Below are 19,630 nucleotides of genomic sequence, written 5' to 3'. Positions count from 1 at the left end.
TCGCCGCCGTGCGCGGCCCATTCGCGGTAGCCAAGACGCTTCATGAGCTCCACCCACGCGCTCGCGATGCGCGACACGGTCCACCCGGTCCGCGTGGGTTTCTGGGAGAACCCGAACCCGGGCAGTGACGGGACCACGACGTCGAACGCATCGGCGGCGTTCCCGCCGAACGCCACGGGATCGGTCAGCGGGCCGATCAGCTTCAGGAAATCGACGACCGAGCCGGGCCAGCCGTGCGTGAGGATCAGCGGCATCGCGCCGGGATTCGGTGACCTGACGTGGAGGAAGTGGATGTCCAGCCCGTCGATCTCGGTCAGGAACTGGGGGAAGCGATTGAGCTCGGACTCGAACCGCCGCCAGTCGTAGCCGCGCTCCCAGTAGTCGACCAGGGCCCGGGCGTTCTCCACGCGAACCCCCTGCGACCAGTCGCCCACCGTTTCCGGATCCGGCCATCGGGTTCTGGCCAGTCGCTGCCTCACGTCGTCGATCGCCGAATCCGGGATCGAGACGGTGAACGGGCGGACGAGGGCCGGTGTCGGTGCGGTCATGGACTTCTTCTCCTGAACTCGAAACACGGTGCGGCTCTTCGTTGCACACCGGTGTGCAACGTACTTCATTGCACACCGGTGTGCAACAATGGTGCCGTGCCCACCGAGTCCTCCCGTGCGCGCTCGATGAACGAGACACGCGACCGCATCCTCGACGTCGCCCTCCAGGTGCTGGGAGAAAACCCCGACGCCGGGATGGGGGACATCGCCTCCGCCGCCGGGGTCGTCCGTCGCACGGTCTACGGCCATTTCCCCTCGCGCCTCGACCTGGTCCGGACACTCACCGAACGCGCCGTCACCGAGATGACAGCCGTGCTCACCGACGCCACCGCCACCGACCCGGAACCGGACGCGGCGTGGGCGGGATTCGTCGCCCGCGTCTGGCCGGTGGCCCACCGCTACCGGGTGCTGCTGGCGCTGCGCCGCGGCGAATACGGCGAGGCGATCCACGGCCTGCTCGGGCCACTCGACGAGCTCCTCGCCGACCTCGTGCAACGCGGCCAGGACCGCGACGTGTTCGCACAGCACCTGCCCGCGGGCCTGCTCAGCCAGCTGGCCTACGGCGTCGTGTTCACCATCGCGGACAGCGACCGCTCGGCCGGGATCCCCGGCTCCCGCGCAGCGACGATCACCAGCCTGCTGACGCTGGGAGTGCCCGAGACACGCGCAGTCGCTCTCGCGGGCGAGCAGCCCTGACTCGCGGGCACCGCACTGTCCGGTTTCTCCGAGGCCGGGGCCAGGTGCACCGGCATCCGTCCGATCCGGACCCGGGGATCCCGGCAGACGCGATGCCGGGTGTTCGTCCACAGTGGTCTCTTCACGCTCCGACTTCGCCGGCCCTGCTGCACCGCCGCGAAGGTTTGGCGGCGTCGCTGTTGAACCTCGCCAGCAGTTCGGCCAAGGTGTGCACGTCGTGCTCGGGCCAGGACTCGAGCAGTTCCCGCAGCCGCCGGCTGCGGGCGGCCTGGACCTCCGCCGCGCGGCGGCGGCCCTTGTCGGTGAGCGCTACCAGGCACGCCCGGCCGTCGTCCAGCGCCTGAAGGCGTTCGACGAACCCCAGCGTCTCCAGGTGTTGCAGCTGACGCGAAACCGACGGAGGAGTCACCCCGGCGTGACAGGCGAGCTCCGTCGGGCGGCGCGGGCCGCGCTCGGCCAGGTGCGCCAGCAAACCGTACTCGCTGACCGTGAACTCCGGATGCGACCTCCGGCCGAGCTGTCCCGAAGCCGTCCGGTCCTGCCGCACGAAAACGGCGAATTCCCGTGCCAGGCCCGCGATCATGTCCTCGTCGAACGTCATCACAACCGTTCCTCCTGCCCGGTGACCACAGCGTTGGAGGTGCGCAGGGGCACTTCCCGGATGAACAGGACGCACACCAGCGCGACCAGCGCCAGCGGCAACGCGTACCGGAAGATGGTGCCGGTGGCCTGCCCGTACGCGTCCTCGACCACGGCCCGGACCGGCGCGGCCAGCTCTGCCGGCCGCGACAGGGACACCCCGCCGGCGGTGACCGGGATGCCGAGCTTCGCCAGCCCGCCGGTGACGAGGTGGCCCACCTCGCCGGCCAGGACGGCCCCGAAGGCCGAGACACCGAGCGTGCCACCGAGCGTGCGGAAGAACGAGACCGAGGAGCTGGCCACTCCGAGCTCGGCCGGGCTCACCTCGTTCTGGACGGCGAGGACCAGGTTCTGCAACGTGGTGCCGAGCCCCAGGCCGAGCAGCCCCATCGCGAGGGCGAGGTACCAGTACGGTGTGTCGTGCCGGGTGAACCCGAGCAGCGCGAGCCCAGCGGCGATCAGCACGGTACCGCCGACGAGAAACGGCTTCCAGCGGCCGGTGACGGTGATGATCCGGCCGGCGACGGTGGAGGCGAGCGCGAGACCGAGGATCTGCGGCAGCGCGAGGATGCCCGCCATCGTCGGTGACTCGCCCTGGGCCAGCTGGAAGTACTGGCTCAGGTAGGTCGTCGCCGAGTAGAGGGCGACACCGATGGCGAGACCGGCGGTGATCGCGAGCACGACGGTACGGGTGCGGAACAGCCACAGGGGCAGTACGGGAGCGTGGGCACGCCGTTCGACGGCGACGAACGCGAGCGAGAGCACCAGAGCGCCGCCGAGCATGGCCCCGGTCTGCCAGGAGAACCACGCGTAGTCACTGCCGGCGAGCGTCACCCAGATCAGCAGGAGCGACGCGGCGCCCGTCAGCAACGCCGCGCCCGCCCAGTCGACCTTCACCGAACCCTTGACGACGGGCAGGTTCAGGGTCTTCTGCAGCACGATCAGCGCGACGACCGCGAAGGGCGCGCCGACGAAGAAGCACCAGCGCCAGCCCAGCCAGCTGGTGTCGACGATGAGCCCGCCGATGAGCGGCCCGGCGCTGGTGCCCACCGCGAACACGGCACCGAAATAGCCGGAGTAGCGGCCCAGCTCCCGCGGCGGGATCATCGTCGCGATGATCACCTGGATCAGCGCGAGCAGCCCGCCCGCGCCGATGCCCTGCACCACGCGCGCCGCGATGAGCAGCCCCGCGCCGGAGGACAGCCCGGACAGCACCGAGCCCGCGGTGAAGATGACGAGACTGGCCTGGATGAGCAGCTTCTTGCTGACCAGGTCGGCCAGTTTGCCCCAGACCGGGCTGGACACCGTCGTGGACAGCAGCGTCGCGGTGATCACCCAGGTGTAGACGCTCTGCCCGGCGTGCAGGTCGGCGACGATCGTCGGCAGCGCGTTCGTCACGATCGTCGACGACAGGATCGCCACGAAGATGCCGAGGTACAGCCCGGACAGGGCCTGCAGGATCTGCCGGTGGGTCATCGGCGCGCCCGCGGCGCGGGCGGTGGTTTCGTCCTCGACGGTCATCGGTCTCACCGGGCGGCTTGCTCGATGAGACCGGTGACCGCGTCGGGACGGCTGAGCATGACGGCGTGCGAGGCGTCGACCTCAGTGGTGCGGGCGTGGGCCCGGGTGGTCATGAAGCGCTGCACGTCGGGACTGATGGCGTGGTCCTGACGAGTGACGAGGGCCCAGGAGGGAATGGTGCGGAAGCCCTCGGTGACGCTGGCGTCGGTGACGGCCCTGGTGTTGGCGGGCCGCTGCGTCGTGGCGAGGTCGGCGGCGGCGCTCGGATCGAGGTCACCGGCGAACGCCGCCCGGAACTGCGCGGGGTCGATGACGACTTCCGTGCCGCCGGGAACCTCGGTGGAGATCAGCGGCAGCGGCGGCACCGACTTCGCGGCGAGCTCGCCGACGGTCTCCCCCTTGGCCGGGATGAACCCGGCGATGTAGACGAGCGACTTGACACCCGCGACGGCGGTGGCGGCGTTGGTGATGACCGCGCCGCCGTAGGAATGCCCGACCAGCACCTTGGGACCGTCGATAGTGGACAGATAGCTGGTGACGTAAGCGGTGTCGCTGGTCAGGCCTTGCAACGGGTCGGCGATGGCACGAACGGGATAGCCGTCGTGACGCAGCCGCTCGATGACCGGATCCCAGCTCGACGAGTCCGCCCACGCTCCGTGGACGAGCACGATGGTCGGCTTCGGGGCGTCGTCGTGGGCACCGGTGGCCGACGCCGTGGCCGACACGGCGGTGGCGAACAGGGCGAGTGCCGTGACGCCGGCGACGGCGAGGCGGGAGAGGGGAAAACGCATGGCAGAGGAACCCCTTCCGGGGAGGAGAAGCGTGCTGGGGTCCCGCCCCGCCGGATCGCGGCGGGGCCGGGACACCAGCCGGGACGGGTCAGCGGCCGTAGGCTTCGAGCAGCCGCAGCCACACCTCGCTGACGGTGGGAAAGGCCGGGACCGCGTGCCAGAGCCGGTCCAGCGGCACCTCGCCGACCACGGCGATCGTCGCCGCGTGCAGCATTTCCGCGACGTCCGGGCCCACCAGGGTGAAGCCGACGATCACCTTGCGGTCCTCGTCGACGACCATCCGGGCGTGCCCGCGGTAGCCCTCGGCGTGCAGCGAGGAACCGGCGGTGGCGGCCAGGTCGTAGTCGACCACCCGGGTCCGCAGCCCCGCGGCCTCGGCGGCGGCCGCGGTCAGTCCCACGGACGCGATCTCCGGGTCGGTGAACACCACCTGCGGCACGGCGCGCTCGTCGGCGGTCGCCGCGTGCCGGCCCCACGGGCCGTCGTCGGCCGGTTCCCCCTTCGCGCGCGCCACGATGACGTCGCCCACGGCGCGCGCCTGGTACTTGCCCTGATGGGTCAGCAGCACGCGCCGGTTGACGTCACCGGCGGCGTAGAGCCACCCGTCGCCGACCGGGGCGCCGTCCTCCCCGAGGACCCGCATCGTGTCGTCGACCGTGAGCCAGGCGCCCGGCTTCAGGCCGACGGTCTCCAGTCCCAGGTCCTGGGTGTTCGGCGTCCGCCCGATCGCGACGAGCAGCTCGTCCGCGTCGAGCTGCTCGCCGTCGGTGAGCGTGAGGGACACCGTGCCGTCGTCGTTGCGTTTGACGGACCCGGCCTCGGCGCCGACGCGCACCGAAACGCCCTTGTCCCGCAACGACTCCGCGACCTGCTCGCCGACGAACGGCTCCTGGAGGTGCAGTACGCCGTCACGGGCCAGCATCGTCACCGACGACCCCAGCTCGCTGAAGGCGGTCGCCATCTCCGAAGCCACCACCCCGCCCCCGATGATGGCCAGGCGGGCCGGAACCTCCTTCGCCGCGACGGTTTCGCGGCTCGTCCACGGTGCCGCCTCGCGCAGGCCCTCGATGTCCGGGACCAGCGCGCCGCTGCCGGTCGCGACGACGACCGCGTAACGCGCGGTCAGCGTCGTGGTGGTGCCGTCGGCGGCGGTCACCTCGACGACCCGGTCGGCACCGATCCGGCCGTGTCCGCGGTACAGCGGCACGCCCACGGATTCGAGCCAGGACACCTGTCCGTCGTCCTGCCAGTTCGACGCGAAGGAGTCGCGACGGCGGAGCACGGCCGCCACGTCGAGGTCGCCCGTCACCGCCTCCCGGGCGCCGGGCACCTGCCGGGCCGCCCGCAGCGCCGCGCCGCTGCGCAGCAGCGCCTTGGTCGGCATGCAGGCCCAGTAGGAGCATTCCCCGCCGACCAGCTCCCGCTCGACGATCGCGGCGGTCAGGCCGCCCTGGACGAGCCGGTCGGCGACGTTCTCCCCCACCGGGCCCGCGCCGATGACGACGACGTCGTAGGTGGTCATGTCATTTCCCCTTGGCGGCGCGGCCGAGCCGGATCGCCGAGACGAGGAAGAAGATCCCACCGAGGACCGCGTAACCGGCCACATTGGTCAGCGACGGGTTCGCCCCGGAGGCGCCGATGACGAAGTTGGCACCGGCCAGCACGGAGATGCCGCCACTGAGGATCATCGGCCACTGGCCGCCCATCTTGCGGCGGACGACCGCCACGATCAGCTGGACCAGCCCGGCCACGATCGCCCAGGCACCCCACACCCGCAGCACCCCCGGCACCCCGGAAGCCGAGGCGATGCCGACGCCGATGGTGGCGAGCACGCTGATGGCGATGTTCACGTACAGACCGCGAACCGAGCCGGAACCCTTCGACGAGCGAATGTCCACAATGGCCGACGCCACGTCGAACAGCGGGTACACGACGACCAGGACGACGCCGACCGCCCCCAGACCCGACTTGGTCGTCAGGAACACCAGGACCGCCCACACGATGGCGAACGCGAACCGCACGAAGTACAACCGGCGCAGGGCCGGCGCGAGCCCACCTGCGGCGGGCGAGTCGACAGTAGTCACCTTGATCCCTTCAAGACCGGGGAAACCCCCGAAGCAAGACCGAACGTTCTATCTCAGTCAGCTTGACCGACCGGAGGCGTCTTGTCAAGACCGAACGTTCTCTCTGTGATGCTTTCCGGGGCATTCAGGTGACACAGCACGAACGGGCTCGGGTCCCGAAGGGGAAACCCCGGCCACCGCGGTGGCCTGCGGCGGCCGGGGTTTCAGGGAAACCGCGCGACGGGAGGGCGGTCCGTCGCGCGGCGATCAACGGTGGTCCGGCTCCGGCTCGCGGGAGCCGGGCCGAGCCACCGAACCGCGTTCCGGGTCAGGGGTGCGACCTCACGCCCAGCTCCGGTATTCGTCGGCGGGCAGCGGGTGATCCACCGGGACGACCCGGGAGTGGACCGCGGTCAGGCAGCCGGGGCAGAGCAGCTGCCGGAAGACGATCTCGGCGTCGACGTACTCCTCCGGATCGTGCCAGATGTGGGGGCCCGCTTCGGTGGGTGGCACGTCGCGGCGAGCCAGTGCCGTGACGAACTCGCCCCCGGCCAGCGGCCCGATCTCGGTTCCACAGTGGACACACAGCACCGTCCCGCCCGCCGGCGATTCCCGGACGGCGAGGTTGTCGTCGAGCCGGCGCACCTGGCCCAGGTCCGGTGTGCCCGTCAGCGCGAAGCGCGGGCCGGGAAGTTCGGCGTCGGAGGCGCGCCGCTGCCGCAACGCCCGGCGCGCTTCGCCGGTCGCGGTCACGTCCACTTCGCCGTCTTCGCGGAGCACGACGCCGTAGACATCCCGCGCCGCCTGGCGCGACACCCGAACCTGCACCACGTCCTCGCGCACGCTTTCCGGCGAGCGGAGCAGCGGGTCGCCGTACCCGCCACCGGCCTGCCAGTGCAGGTAAAGCGCATCGCCGGGGCCCAGATTCGACTCACCTTCGCACGGCAGCACCTCCACCTCGCCGCCCAGCTCCCCGAGGTCGCCGGGAATGGCGACCGCTCCGTCGAGCTGCGGCAGGTCGATCCCGCGCACCACGAGGTCCAGCTGCGAGTTGCCCGGATAACCGCCGGCCAGGCCGACGTTCTGGTTCGCGACCTTGCCGGTGCCGGAGACGACCAGCGACATCGTTCCGCTCTGGTCCGGGTGCTGGACGTAGCAGACCGAGCCGCTCATCCCGCCCCGCTGCCGGCCCGGCCCGCCGGAGTCGGTCTGTTCACGCCGCCACAGCGCCACGAGCGGGTAGAGGTACTCGGTCATCTCGACGTCCGGTGCCCGCGCCGAGGGGATGATCAACCGGCCGCCGGTGTCGACGCCGTCGTGGTACACCTGGGCGCCGTAGCCGCCCGCCATGACGTCGAAGACCGGTGACACGAAACCCTTGCTGCCACCACCGCGGGTGTCCACACCGGACACTACGCAGAGGTCGGTGGTGCCGTTGCAGATGGACTGCACGTCGGTGCGGTGGTCCGGTTCGGCGTCCAGCATCTTGGCGAGCACCTCGGCGACCAGGTTGCCCGATCCCCAGGCCGGCCCGAAGGGGCCCTTGCCGACCGCGGCCGGGAAGGACGCGTTCGTGATGGTGTCCTCGTCGGTGATGATCTCGAAGCAGCGCATCAGCCCGCCCGCGGCCCACGGGATGTCGCCGGCCAGCAGCGGCAGCATCGTGAAAACGATCCCGGCCCGCAGCCCCGGGTAGGGACAGTTGATGATGCCGGTCTGCCCGGCGGTGCCGCGGAAGTCGAAGACGAGCCGGTCGGCTTCCTTCGTCATCGCGACCTTGATGGCGTGCAGGCCACGGTCGCCGGTCTGCGACTGCTCCTGGTAGCCGACCGCGGACCAGGTCCCGTCGGGCAGCGTTTCGAGCTTGGCCCGCAGCCGGCGTTCGGCGTCGTCCATCATCCGGTGCATCACGGCCTTGACGGTGTCGGCGCCGTACTTGGTGATGAGCCGCAGGATCTGCTCGGCCGCGTTCTTGTTGGCCGCGATCTTGGCCCGCAGGTCGAGGCCCACCAGGTGCGGGAGCCGAGACCGGCGGACCCAGGCGTCGGCGACGTCGCGCTGCAGCACGCCGGAGCGCACGACCTTCATCGGCGGTGTCGGGACCGCCTCGCCGAACACGTCCTGCGCCGACGGGCTGAAGGAGCCCGGCCGCGGCCCGCCCAGGTCGACCTGGTGCGCGATGGCCGTCGTCCAGCCGAACAGCTTGCCGTCGTGGAAGATCGGCGCGAGGATCGCGGCGTCGTTCTGGTGCAGCCCGCCGCCGATCCACGGGTCGTTGCACAGGAACATGTCGCCCTCGGCGATACCGGGGTTGTCGCTGCGGTGGCGCAGGGTCCAGGTGATGGCCAGGTCCATCGAGCCGATGAGGCCGATGTTGTAGGTGCCGACCTGGACCTGTTCGCCGAGCTCGTCGCAGATGGAGAAGTTGAAGTCGTTGGACTCGGTGACGACGTGCGAGCCCGACATGCGCCGCAGCGTCTCCCCCATCTCCTGGGTGATCGCCCAGAGGCGGTGCCGGACGACCTCGTAGGTCAGGGCGTCGACGTCGGTGTCGCCGACCTGGTGCAGCGGCAGGGCAGGCGAGATCTGCCGCAGCAGCTCCTCGCGGGGCATGGGGCGGCTGGTGAACTCGTCCGCCCCGGGAATCCTGGATGTCATGTCGTCCTCACTGGTAGCGCAGTACGAGGTTGCCGAGGTGGTCGACGCGGCCGGTGACGCCGGCGGGGACCACGACCACGGTGGTCGGGACGTCGACGATGGCCGGCCCGACGAGTTCGTGGCCCGCGCGCAGCCGGGCGTAGTCGTAGACCGGAGTCGGCACGAAGCCGAGCTGCGAGTCGAGGCAGACGGAACGTTCGCCGAGCAGGGCCTCCCGCGGGTCGGGGCCGTCGGCCACCGGGACTTCCGGCAGCGCGACGGGGAACCCGAGCCCGGCCCTGGCGCGCACGCGGTAGGTGATCGCCTGCACGCCGGCTTCGCGGTAGCCGGCGCCGCTGCCGTTGATGCGCTCGTACTGCTCCTCGAAGCGCTCCAGGATCTCCTCGCCGGTGCGCTCGGTGAACTTCGTGTCCGGTACGGCCGTCGCGAGCTCGGTGACCTGCATCGAGTAGCGCAGGTCGATCTCGCGGTGCAGGGACACGTCGTGGAACTTCACCTTCTGCGCCTCCAGCGCACGCTGCAGGTCGGCCTCCAGCCGGGCGAAGTGGGATTCGAGCACCGTGTGGTCGACCGGGAACGACGACGGATCGGACAGCTCCGCGCTCAACGCGACGTCCGAGGCCGCGAGCCCGTACGCCGAGAAGGCCGACGCGACGGGACCGAGCGGCACGACGACCTCGCTCACCCCCAGGTCCTGGCAGTACCCCGCGCAGTGGGCCGGTCCGGCACCGCCGAAGGCGTAGGCGACGAAGTCGCGGGGGTCGTAGCCGGCCTGCACGACGGCGCGGCGCAGGAGGTCGCCCGCCTGCGCGTTCTGCACCTCGTGGATGGCGATGGCGGCTTCCTCGACGGTGAGCCCGAGCGGCTCGGCGACGTGCTCGCGGATCGCCTCCCGCGCCAGGTCCATCCGCAGCGGCTTCCGGCCGCCGAGCAGCCCGCGCTCGCTCAGGATGCCGAGCACCAGGTTGGCGTCGGTGTTCGTCGGCCGCGTCCCGCCGTTGCCGTAGCAGGCCGGACCGGGCACGGCTTCGGCGCTCTGCGGGCCGAGCCGCAGGTTCCCGCCCTCGTCGACGGAGGCGAGCGCCCCGCCACCCGAGCCGATGGTGTGCACGCGGATCGTCGCCGCGTTGATGGGGAACTGGTTCACGACGGAGCCCGGCGCCATGACCGGCTCGCCGTCGACGATCAGTCCGGCGAGGAACGTCGTGCCGCCGACATCGGTGGTGATGACGTTGCGGTGGCCCAGCTGCCCGGCCAGGCGCATCCCGCCGACGACCCCGCCGGAGAGCACGGACCCCACCGTGGTGATGGCGTGCTCCGGCGCCCGGTCGGCGGTGATCGTGCCGCCCTCGCTCTGCATCACCAGCAGCGGCCCCTTGAGGCCGCCCTCCTCCAGCTGCTTCTGCAGCGGCAGCAGGTAGGTGCGCAGCCGCGGGCCGATCTGGGCGTTCATGATCGTCGTGGAGGTCCGCGCGAACTCGCGGATGCGGGGACTGACCTCCGAGGACAGCGTGACGTACAGGTCCGGGGCGATCTCGTGGATCAGCTCGCGGACGCGCTGTTCGTGCGCCGCGTTCTTGAACGACCACAGCAGGCAGACCGCGATCGCCTCGACACCCTGGTCCACAAGGGACTGTGCGACGCGGCGGACCTCGTCCTCGTCGAGCGGGACCAGGACCTTGCCCGCGTGGTCGATCCGCTCGGTGACCTCCAGGGCGCGGTACTTCGGGATCAGCGGCGCGGGCTTGCGCTGCCGGAGCGTGTCCTGGATTTCGTGCGCGGACCGGCCGAGGGTGCGGCCCTCGGCGTTCATGATGTAGATCGCGTCCCGGTGGCCCTTGGTGGCGATGAGCCCCACGTCGGCCACCTGTCCCTGGACCAGGGCGTTGATCGAAGCGGTGGTGCCGTGGGCGATGTAGTCGGTCTGCGAGAGCAGCTCGCCGACGTCGATACCCAGCTCAGCGGCGAGATCCTCGATCGCGCGCATGACCCCGGCCTCGCGGTTCGGCGGGGTCGTCGGCGTCTTGGCCGACACGATCCGGCCGGCGCCGTCGGAGGCGACCGCGTCGGTGAAGGTGCCGCCGACGTCGATGCCCAGTGCGTATGGCATTGCGTTTCTCCTGTGATCCTTACCGCTGGTGGGCGGTGACGCGCCCGGTGACTGTGTGCAGAAGCTCGCCGGGACGCGCGTCCGCCCCACCCAGCCAGGCGACGTGCTGGTCCGGGCGCACGAGCAGAAGTGCCGCGGGATAGCGGTCGGGCCACCGTGCGGGCAGGTCGGCCACGGCGAGGGGAATCCCCAGCTCACCGGCCGCCGCGGTCCACGGTGTCACGTCGGCGCCCGGGTCGGTCCGCAGCAGGGTGAAACCGGGGCCGAGGACGTCGAGCACCGACCGCCCGTCGTCGAGCCAGGTGTGTGGCAGCCGGAACCCGGGTTGTGCGCGCTGCTGGTAGTCGCCCATGGTGATCTCGGACTGGTCCTCGCCGCCGACCACCAGCGGCGAGCCCGCGTAGTGGTAGCCGAAGCTGAAGCCGTCGGGCGAATACCGGCGTGGCTCGGTGACGGCGAGCCGCGCGGCGAACTCCGCGCGGGCCCGCTCGCCGTCCGGGCCGGGCAGGTGGATGTCCGACGAGACGTCCGCGAACGACGTGCGGGCCTGGGCGCCGACCGCGGTGGCGAACTGCTCGCCGACCGGTTTGCGCTCCAGTTCGTAGGCGTCCAGCAGCTCCGGAGGCGCCCACCCGTGGTGCACCGCGGCCAGCATCCAGCCCAGCGTCGCCGCGTCCTGGATGCCGGCGTTCATGCCGAATCCTCCGACGGGGATCCAGATGTGGGCGGCGTCGCCGGCCAGGAACACCCGGCCGGCGCGGTACCGCTGGGCGACCAGCCGGCGGCCGGTCCAGCGCACCACGCCGAGCACCTCGTGCTCGACGGGCCGCCCCACCGACTCGCGCAGCAGCTGTTCCGGGTCCTCGCCCTCGGTGTCGTGCTCGGGGGCGAACGCGACGTGGTTGAGCCACAACGATTCCCCGTCGATCGCGATCAGCGAAGCGGTCCGGCGGCCGTAGGTCCAGTACGTCCAGGCCCGGTCGCGGGCGGCGAGCCGCCCCAGCTCGGGCGAGCGGACGAACGTCGACACGAACCGCTGGATCGCGTCGACGCCTTCGTACCGGACGCCCAGCTGACGGCGGACGGTGCTGTGGGCGCCGTCGCAGCCGACCACGTACGCGCAGCGCAGCGTGCGACGGGCCCCGGCGGTCTCCACGACCGCCTCGACGTGGTCGTCGTGCTGGCGAAGCTCGACCAGCCGGGTGCCACGTTCGAGGGTCAGCCCGGGCAGCCGGCTCGCGTGCCGCTCCAGGATGGGTTCGAGGTACAGCTGCGAGATCCGGTGCTGCGGCTCCGGCGTCGGCCAGGTCTCCTTGCCCGCACCGGCCAGGACGTCACGAGCGGACGGCAGGTCGATGCGGAAGATCTCCTCGCCGCACAAGGTGGTCCGGTACTGGATCGAGGTGGGGTAGTCCTCGGGCAGCCCGGATCGCCGGATCTCGTCGGCCACTCCGAGCCGCCGGAAGATCTCCATCGAGCGCGCGGAGGTGGTGTTGCACCGCGGGTTGACGCCCCGTTGTTCGGTCGCCTCCACCACGTGGCAGGGCACGCCGCGCTGCGCGAGGTCGATGGCGAGGGTCAGACCGGCGGGCCCGGCGCCGACGACCAGGACGTCGACCGGGTCTTCACTGTGCGGTGTCATGCGTTCAGGAACTCCTCGACCAGGGTGCAGAACTCGTCCGGCCGGTCGACGTGGATCCAGTGCCCGGCCCCGGCCACCACTTCGAGGCGGGCGCCGGGCACCGCGGCGGCGAGGCGCTCGGAAACCTCGACCGGCGAAACCCGGTCCCGCTCCCCGTGCAGGGCGAGCACCGGGTTGACGATCTTCGTGAGATCGACGGGCGGCGGCCCGCCTGCCACGTCGGCGAACATGGACCGGAAGGCCCGTTCGGCGCCGGGGCGCAGGGCCTGCCGCAACCGGACCCCGGCGAGCTCGTCGAGGAGTCCACTGTGGACGCTCTCGTCGGCGACCAGCCGGGCGAGCGTGGCCCGCATGGACTGCTCGGTCGGGTCGTCGTAGAAGGGCACCGTGCGTGGCAGCGGGCCGGTGCCTGCTCCCCCCATGACGACCGCGCGGTCGATCCGCTCGGGTGCGAGGGCCAGGAGGGCCAGCGCCGCCGCGCCGCCCGCGGCCGAGTTGCCGACGACGTGCACGCGTTCGAGGCCCTGACGATCGAGGATGTCCACGATCTGCCGTGCCCGCGCCAGCGCCCAGGCGCGCGGCCCCTCGATCCCGTCCGTTCCGGCGATCCGCGTGCCGAACCCGAGGAGGTCGGGGGCCAGGCAGCGGAACCCGCCCGCGAGCCTGGCGCGCACGCTCGCCCAGTTGCTCGCGGCGTCGACGCCTGGCCCGCCGCCGTGGAGCAGCACGAGATCTGATGTGGCCGGCACCTGGAGCCTCCTCAAAGGATCGTACGTCGGGTCGCTGGTCAGGGCAGCCGCGCGAGGAACTCGGCGGTACTGATCAGCTGCGACGAGGTCAAGGACATCACCCGCAACGCGGCCAGGTGCATCTCCGCGGCCGGCATGGGACCGGCCCCGAGGTCCGGGTAGTCACAGGACGCGCACGCGTCGGAGACCACCAGGGAGCGGAACCCGCGTTCCAAGGCACCACGGGCCGTTCCCAGCACACAGCACTCGGTCGTCATCCCGGTGAGCACCACCGTCTCCACGCCGAGCCCGCGCAGGATGATCTCCAGGTCGGTGGCGTAGAAGGCGTTGTAGCGGTGCTTCTTGATCACGGGTTCCCCCGGAAGCGGGGTGAGCCCGGAATGGATCTCCGCCCCGCGCTCGCCGTCGACCAGGGCCTCCCCCGCCGCCACCGGCGGATACAGCTCGCGGTGGACGCCCAGGTCGGCCCCGCCAGGACGGTGGACATGCGCGGCGTGGAGGACCGGCATCTTCCGGCCGCGTGCCGCGTCGAGCACCTGCCGGATCGCGGGGATCACGCGCCGCCCTTCCGGGAACTCCAGTGGTGCGCCCTCCTCGACGAAGTCGTTCTGCATGTCGATGACCAGCACCGCGGTGCGGTCCACGTCGATCAGCGGGCTGCTCATGCTTCGGCCACCTCTTTCTCGGCGGTTTCGGGCCGGGCCGGAGAGTTCCGGGACGCGCGCCCGAACCGGGCGAGCAGGAGCGTCGCGACGGCGCCGATCACCCCGGGGATCGCGAAGATCCGGAACATCGAGCCCGGGGTCCAGCCCGCCTGCAGCAGGAAGCCGGCGGCCAGGGGCGCCAGGACGGCACCGAGCCTGCTCACGGCGACCGCCAGGCCGAGGGCGGTCGCGCGGGCTTCCGCCGGGTAGAGATCCGGCACGATGACGTTGATCCCGGTGACCGTCCCGTTGAGGAACAACCCGACGAGCACCGCCGCGACCAGTGCGGTCGCCAGCGTGCCGAGCGAGAAGGAGAACAGGATGAGCGCGAGGGCACCGATGCCGAAGTAGGCCGCGGTCAGCCGCCGCGGTCCGACGCGGGACACCAGCAACCCCAGCAGGACCGCGCCCGTCACGCCGCCGAGGCTCAGGAGCACACCGCCGCTGATGCCCTGCTGGCTGGACATGCCCGCCTTCAGCAGCAGGCTGGGCGTCCAGGAGCTGGCGAAGTAGAACATCAGCTGCGCCGCGACGAACGCCACCCAGACCAGCACGGTCCGGACAGCGTTGCTCCCGCGGAACAACGAGTCGAGGACCACCTTGCGCGACGTCGCCGCCGATGGCACAGCGGGCAGGTCCGCGACGGGGGCGCGGCCCATCGAGGCGAGAATCCGGTTCAGCTTGTCCAGCGCGTGCCGCGGCCGGCGTGCGACGAGGTAGTCCATCGACTCGGGCAGGTACCGCAGTGCCACCGCGAAGAGGATCGCCGTGACGACGCAACCGAAGACGAAGACCGAGCGCCACCCGAACGAGCTCAGGAGCAGGGTCGAGGCGATCCCGGCGATGACCGACCCCAGGCCGTACCCGGTGGTGATCAACGCGACCACCAGGCCCCTGCGCCGGTGGTTCGCGTACTCGGAGGTGAGCACCGGCAGACTGGCCGCCATCGCGCCCACGGCCGCACCCGTCACCACCCGGCAGGCCAGCAGCTGACCGAAGTCCTGCGAAAGGGCGGCGGCGAGCATGCCCAACGAGGCCAGGGCGACGCAGCCGAGCGTGAGCCGCCGGCGTCCGGCCCGGTCGGCCAGCGGGGCGAGGAGGAGCCCGCCGATGGCCATCCCGGCCAGCCCGCCACTGAGCAGCACGCCCACCGACGAAGGGGACAGCCCCCACTCCCGGGTGATCGGCGGGCCGACGAAGGACGTCACCAGGAGGTCGAACCCGTCGATCAAGTTGATCACGAGGCACAGTGCGACCGCTCTCACCTGAGCGCGGCTCATCGGTGAGTGCTTGACCTGTTCGAGAACGTTCAAGGGAACCTCGCTTCGTTGCGGCGGCCGGGCACGTCCTGTGTTGTATGTAACGCTCACTCTACAACTCCAAAGACCCGTTGGCTACAGTCCGATGGCCGGCGTCAAGGATTCAGCGACCAGGGGAATCCGGGGTGGACGATCCACAGTGGCCGGTGCCTAGTCCGGCTGGATCCACGAGACCTGCATGAGTTGTTTGCCGACCTTGCGGCTGACGAGGATGCCGCGGCCGGGGGGCATGAGGCTGGGTTTGACGTTGCCGATGAGGGCGCCTTCGTCTTTGCTGCCGTTCATGACCAGGCCGGGTGCGGCGATTTCTTTGAGTTTGCCGATGATGGGGTCGTAGGAGGCGCGCGAGGCGCCGCCGGTGCGGCGGGCGACGATGAGGTGCAGTCCGACGTCTTTGGCTTGGGCCAGGAATTCCGAGAGTGGTTTGAGGGGGTTGCTGGTTTGGGTGGCGACCAGGTCGTAGTCATCGACCAGGATGAACAGTTCGGGGCCTTTCCACCAGGAGCGGTTGCGCAACTGTTCCTGGGTGACGTCCGGGCCGGGCAGCCGCCGGGTCATGGAGCCGTGGATGTCCTTGATCATCCCGTCCAGCTGGTTGGCGGAGACGGCGTAGCCGAGCAGGTGGGCGCCCTCGACGAAGCCGAGCATGGTGCGCCGGTAGTCGACCAGCACGATCACCGCTTCTTTGGCGGTGTAGCGCTCGGTGATACCGCGGGCGATCTGGCGTAGCAGGTTCGTTTTGCCCGACTCGCCGTCGGCGAACGCGAAGAAGTGCGGGTCGGCGTCGAAGTCCAGATATACCGGGGCCAGCGCGTCCTCGTTGATCCCGATCGGCACGAGTTTGGTGTGGCGTTGTTTGTCCATCGATAGCACTTCGTCGTAGGACACGGTTTCGGGGAGCAGCCGCACCTGCGGCGCGCTGCGTCCCCGCCACGCCCCGGCGATCTTGGCGACCGCGTCGGTCACCCCGGTGGCGAGGGTCTCGGCATCACTGCTGCCATCGATCCGCGGGAGCCCGGTGAGCATGTGCAGCTTGTCCCGGGTCAACCCGCGCCCGGGCCGCCCCTCGGGCACGTTCACCGCCACGCGGCGGTCGATGTCGGACTCACTCGGGTCCCCCAACCGCAACTCGAAGCGGGTGCCGAGCATGTCCTTGATCGCCGGGCGGATGTCGGCCCACCGGCTGGCGGTGATCACCACGTGGATGCCGTAGGTCAGCCCCCGCTGGGCGAGCGCGGTGATCTGCGGTTCCAGCTCGTCGAAATCGTCCCGGATCGCCCGCCACCCGTCCACCACGAGGAACACATCCCCGAACGGGTCCTGCTCGCCGGTGATCTCCCCCCGGCGCTTGCGATTACGGAAATCGGCCATCGAGTCCACACCCAGCGCCCCGAAACGGCCTTCCCGCTCGTTCGCCAGCGTGTTCAACTCCGCGATGATCCGCCGCGCCTTGTCCGGCTCCCGCCGCGCCACCGCCACCCCACCCACATGCGGTAGCCCGGCGAGCCCGGCCAGGGTGCCGCCGCCGAGGTCGACACAGTAGAACTGCACCTCCTCCGGGGTGTTCGCCAACGCCAGCGACATGATCAGCGTGCGCAGCAGGGTCGACTTACCCGACTGCGGACCCCCCACCACCACCCCGTGCCCGGCGGCACCGGAGAAGTCCGCCCACAGCGGGTCACGGCGCTGTTCGAAGGGCCGGTCCACGATCCCGATCGGCACCTGCAACTTCCCGTTCCCGAAAAACCCCACCGGCGACAACCCCCGCTCCTCGGTCGGGTTCAGGTTCGGCAACAGGGTGTCCAGCGAGTTCGGCTCGTCCAGCGGCGGCAACCACACCTCGTGCGCCGGCGGCCCCTGCCCCACCAGCCGCTCCACGATCACTTCCAGCTCGGTGGGCTCGCTGACCTCCTCGGACTGCTTGCTCACCGGCGCCGCGATCGCCACCGGTTCCGGCTCCGGCTCGGCGGGCAGTTCCACGAAGTCCGGCACGAACAACTGCGGACGCTTGTCCGCCCGCACCACACTCGACACCGGCCCCGCCGCCTGAATCCCCGCCGGGCGGTAGGGACCTGACACATACGAGGCTTTGAACCGGACCATGGTGGAGGTGTCGTACTTCAAATACCCCGACCCCGGAATCGAGGGCAGCTCGAACGCATCCGGCACCCCGATCGCCGCGCGGGACTCGGCCGCGGAAAACGTCTTCAACCCGATCCGGTACGACAGGAACGTGTCCAACCCCCGCAGCTTGCCCTCCTCCAGCCGCTGCGAGGCCAGCAGCATGTGCATCTGCAACGAGCGGCCGACGCGGCCGATCTGCAGGAAAATGTCGATGAAATCCGGCTTCGCCGTCAACATCTCGGAGAATTCGTCGATGCAGATGAACAACGCGGGCAACGGGTCGAGGTCGGCCCCGTTCTCCCGGGCCTTCTCGTAATCCCAGACGTTCTTGTAATTACCCTTCGCCAGCACCTCCTGCCGGCGCGCCACCTCCCCCGCGATCGCGTCCTTCATCCGATCCACCAGCGTCAGGTCACCGGCGAGGTTGGTGATCGTCGCCGCCACATGCGGGGCCTTGTCCAACCCCAGGAACGTGGCGCCCCCCTTGAAGTCCACCAGGATCATGTTCAACGCGGTGGACGAATGCGTCGCCAGCAACCCGAGCACCAGGGTGCGCAGGAACTCCGACTTGCCCGACCCGGTCGCCCCGATACACAGCCCGTGCGGGCCCATGCCCTCCATCGCGGCTTCCTTGATGTCCAACTCCACCGCCTGCCCGAACTCCCCCACCCCGAACGGCACCCGGTAACGGTCGCGCACCGGGCGCGGGCGCCACGCCTGCTGCACATCGAACGTCATCGGATCCCCGGGAATGCCGAGCAACTCCAGCAGCGTCGGGTTCGACAGCAGCGGCTCGTCCGCGCTGGCCTCCTCCGCCGCCGACCCCACCCGAAACGGCGCCAGCTTGCGCGCCAGCGCCTCACACTCCACCACACTGAGCGTGTCCGGCTTACCGAACCACTCCACCCCACCCGCGCTACGCGCCCCCACCCGGGTCGGTTCCACCACCAGGCGCAACCCGCGCCGCGCCGCCAGATTCCCCAGCGAGTCCGACAGGTCGATCAGGGTGACCCCGACCAGGCCCTCTTCCAGGATGATCTGCTCCTCGCGGGTCACCTCCGCGTCATCGATCACGATCACCACATGCGGCTGATCCGGATTCGGGGTGGCGTTACGCGAGAACCGCGGCCGGTCCCGCAACTCCCCGTCCAGCCAATCCTCGATCTGCTGCAACGACCCCGCCATCATCCGCAACTGGCCAATCCCGTCCGACAGCTCCGGATGCTGCACATGCGGCAGCCACTTCGCCCACTCCCACTCCGCCTTCGCCCGCCCCGCCGTCGCGATCGCGATCAGCACGTCATCGCAACTGTGGAACGTCACCAACTGCGCCAGCATCGCCCGGGTCAACCCCCGGGTCAGCTCACGATCCCCCTGCACACTCACCGCCGCGAACCCCCGCAACGTGATCTGCGTCGGCAAATCCGGCACGATCGAATGCGCCCGCACAAACCGCCGCAACGCCAGGGTCGCGATCGGCTCCAACTCCTCCACCGGCCCCGTCTGCGGCGGCACCAACCGCGTCGCCAACCGATGCGAACTACGCCCCACCCGCAAATGCAGAAAATCCTGATCGCTCTGACGCCGCTCCCACATCCGCCGACTCGCCGCCAACGACCACAACGCCTGCGGATCCGGATGCACCCACTCCAGTGCCGCCCGCTGATCCGCCATCGCCTCCCGGGCGCGCTCCCGCATCTGACCGAGATACCGCAGGTAGTCCTTGCGGTCCTCGTTCATCTCCGCCTTCTTCGCCCCACCGGACTTGCCACCGCCGGTTCCCACCACACCCAGCGTGCCGAGGAGGGTCGTGGCCCCCAGTGCGATCGTCAACGGGTTCCGGTTGCCGCCCTGGAACAGAAAGACCAGCAGCCCCAGCGAAGCGACGATCATGACGACCGGCAGCAGCTTCTGCACCACGTTGCCGGGAATCGTGCGCGGCACCTCGGGCGGCGGCTCCAGGTGCACCTCACCGCCCGGCGACTTCGGTCCCGCCAGCCGCGGCAACCGTTTGAACTGCACCGTGCTCATCGAAGCCTCTTCCGTCCATTCGCTTCAGACAGTTC

14 protein-coding genes are annotated in these 19,630 nt (G+C 70.5%); 1 reads left to right on the top strand and 13 read right to left on the bottom strand.

Annotated features, from left to right (window positions below; genetic code table 11):
- Positions 1 to 548 (bottom strand): epoxide hydrolase family protein (locus FHX82_RS34420; protein WP_183177008.1); only part of this gene is annotated, 548 nt, incomplete at its 3' end.
- A 96-nt stretch (positions 549 to 644) separates the two neighbouring features.
- Here FHX82_RS34420 and FHX82_RS34415 point away from each other — a divergent pair.
- Positions 645 to 1,244, top strand: a complete 600-nt coding sequence (locus FHX82_RS34415) for a TetR/AcrR family transcriptional regulator (RefSeq protein WP_145933677.1) — start codon at positions 645 to 647, stop codon at positions 1,242 to 1,244.
- 121 nt (positions 1,245 to 1,365) lie between these two features.
- Here FHX82_RS34415 and FHX82_RS34410 read toward each other — a convergent pair whose 3' ends face one another.
- The 12 genes from FHX82_RS34410 to eccCa all read right to left on the bottom strand — a co-directional run bounded on the left by FHX82_RS34410 (position 1,366) and on the right by eccCa (position 19,595).
- Positions 1,366 to 1,845: a MarR family winged helix-turn-helix transcriptional regulator gene (locus FHX82_RS34410; RefSeq protein ID WP_145933678.1), complete on the bottom strand. Its 480-nt coding sequence runs from the start codon at positions 1,843 to 1,845 to the stop codon at positions 1,366 to 1,368.
- Positions 1,845 to 3,404: an MDR family MFS transporter gene (locus tag FHX82_RS34405; protein ID WP_145933679.1), complete on the bottom strand. Its 1,560-nt coding sequence runs from the start codon at positions 3,402 to 3,404 to the stop codon at positions 1,845 to 1,847. Before FHX82_RS34405 ends, FHX82_RS34410 begins: the two co-directional genes overlap by 1 nt.
- Before the next feature lie 5 nt (positions 3,405 to 3,409).
- On the bottom strand, positions 3,410 to 4,195 hold the full coding sequence (locus FHX82_RS34400; protein WP_145933680.1) for an alpha/beta fold hydrolase: 786 nt from the start codon (positions 4,193 to 4,195) through the stop codon (positions 3,410 to 3,412).
- An 88-nt stretch (positions 4,196 to 4,283) separates the two neighbouring features.
- Complete coding sequence (locus FHX82_RS34395) at positions 4,284 to 5,717, bottom strand: dihydrolipoyl dehydrogenase family protein (protein WP_145933681.1); 1,434 nt, start codon at positions 5,715 to 5,717, stop codon at positions 4,284 to 4,286.
- Between the two features lies 1 nt (position 5,718).
- Positions 5,719 to 6,279, bottom strand: a complete 561-nt coding sequence (locus FHX82_RS34390; RefSeq protein WP_145933682.1) for a hypothetical protein — start codon at positions 6,277 to 6,279, stop codon at positions 5,719 to 5,721.
- Positions 6,280 to 6,600: 321 nt separating this feature from the next.
- A complete protein-coding gene (locus FHX82_RS34385) occupies positions 6,601 to 8,916 on the bottom strand; it encodes a hydantoinase B/oxoprolinase family protein (RefSeq protein ID WP_145933683.1) in 2,316 nt (771 codons plus the stop codon).
- 7 nt (positions 8,917 to 8,923) lie between these two features.
- Positions 8,924 to 11,026 carry a hydantoinase/oxoprolinase family protein gene (locus FHX82_RS34380; RefSeq protein WP_145933684.1) on the bottom strand — a complete coding sequence of 701 codons (2,103 nt, stop codon included), beginning with the start codon at positions 11,024 to 11,026 and terminating at the stop codon, positions 8,924 to 8,926.
- Between the two features lie 19 nt (positions 11,027 to 11,045).
- Positions 11,046 to 12,668, bottom strand: a complete 1,623-nt coding sequence (locus FHX82_RS34375) for an FAD-dependent monooxygenase (protein ID WP_145933685.1) — start codon at positions 12,666 to 12,668, stop codon at positions 11,046 to 11,048.
- Positions 12,665 to 13,417, bottom strand: a complete 753-nt coding sequence (locus FHX82_RS34370; protein WP_229880222.1) for an alpha/beta fold hydrolase — start codon at positions 13,415 to 13,417, stop codon at positions 12,665 to 12,667. Before FHX82_RS34370 ends, FHX82_RS34375 begins: the two co-directional genes overlap by 4 nt.
- Before the next feature lie 38 nt (positions 13,418 to 13,455).
- Entirely contained in the window at positions 13,456 to 14,082 is a 627-nt protein-coding gene (locus tag FHX82_RS34365; protein WP_145933687.1) for a cysteine hydrolase family protein, read from the bottom strand.
- Positions 14,079 to 15,362, bottom strand: coding sequence for an MFS transporter (locus FHX82_RS34360; protein ID WP_229880221.1), 1,284 nt, complete (start codon positions 15,360 to 15,362; stop codon positions 14,079 to 14,081). Before FHX82_RS34360 ends, FHX82_RS34365 begins: the two co-directional genes overlap by 4 nt.
- A 228-nt stretch (positions 15,363 to 15,590) precedes the next feature.
- Positions 15,591 to 19,595, bottom strand: coding sequence for a type VII secretion protein EccCa (gene eccCa, locus FHX82_RS34355; protein WP_183177007.1), 4,005 nt, complete (start codon positions 19,593 to 19,595; stop codon positions 15,591 to 15,593).
- Positions 19,596 to 19,630: the final 35 nt, after the last annotated feature.

The sequence above is a fragment of the Amycolatopsis bartoniae genome (genome assembly GCF_014191255.1).
In the GTDB taxonomy this organism is placed as follows: domain Bacteria; phylum Actinomycetota; class Actinomycetes; order Mycobacteriales; family Pseudonocardiaceae; genus Amycolatopsis_E; species Amycolatopsis_E bartoniae.
Note: the sequence above shows the minus strand (reverse complement) of the source record. Positions and strands in the feature narration are given on the sequence as shown.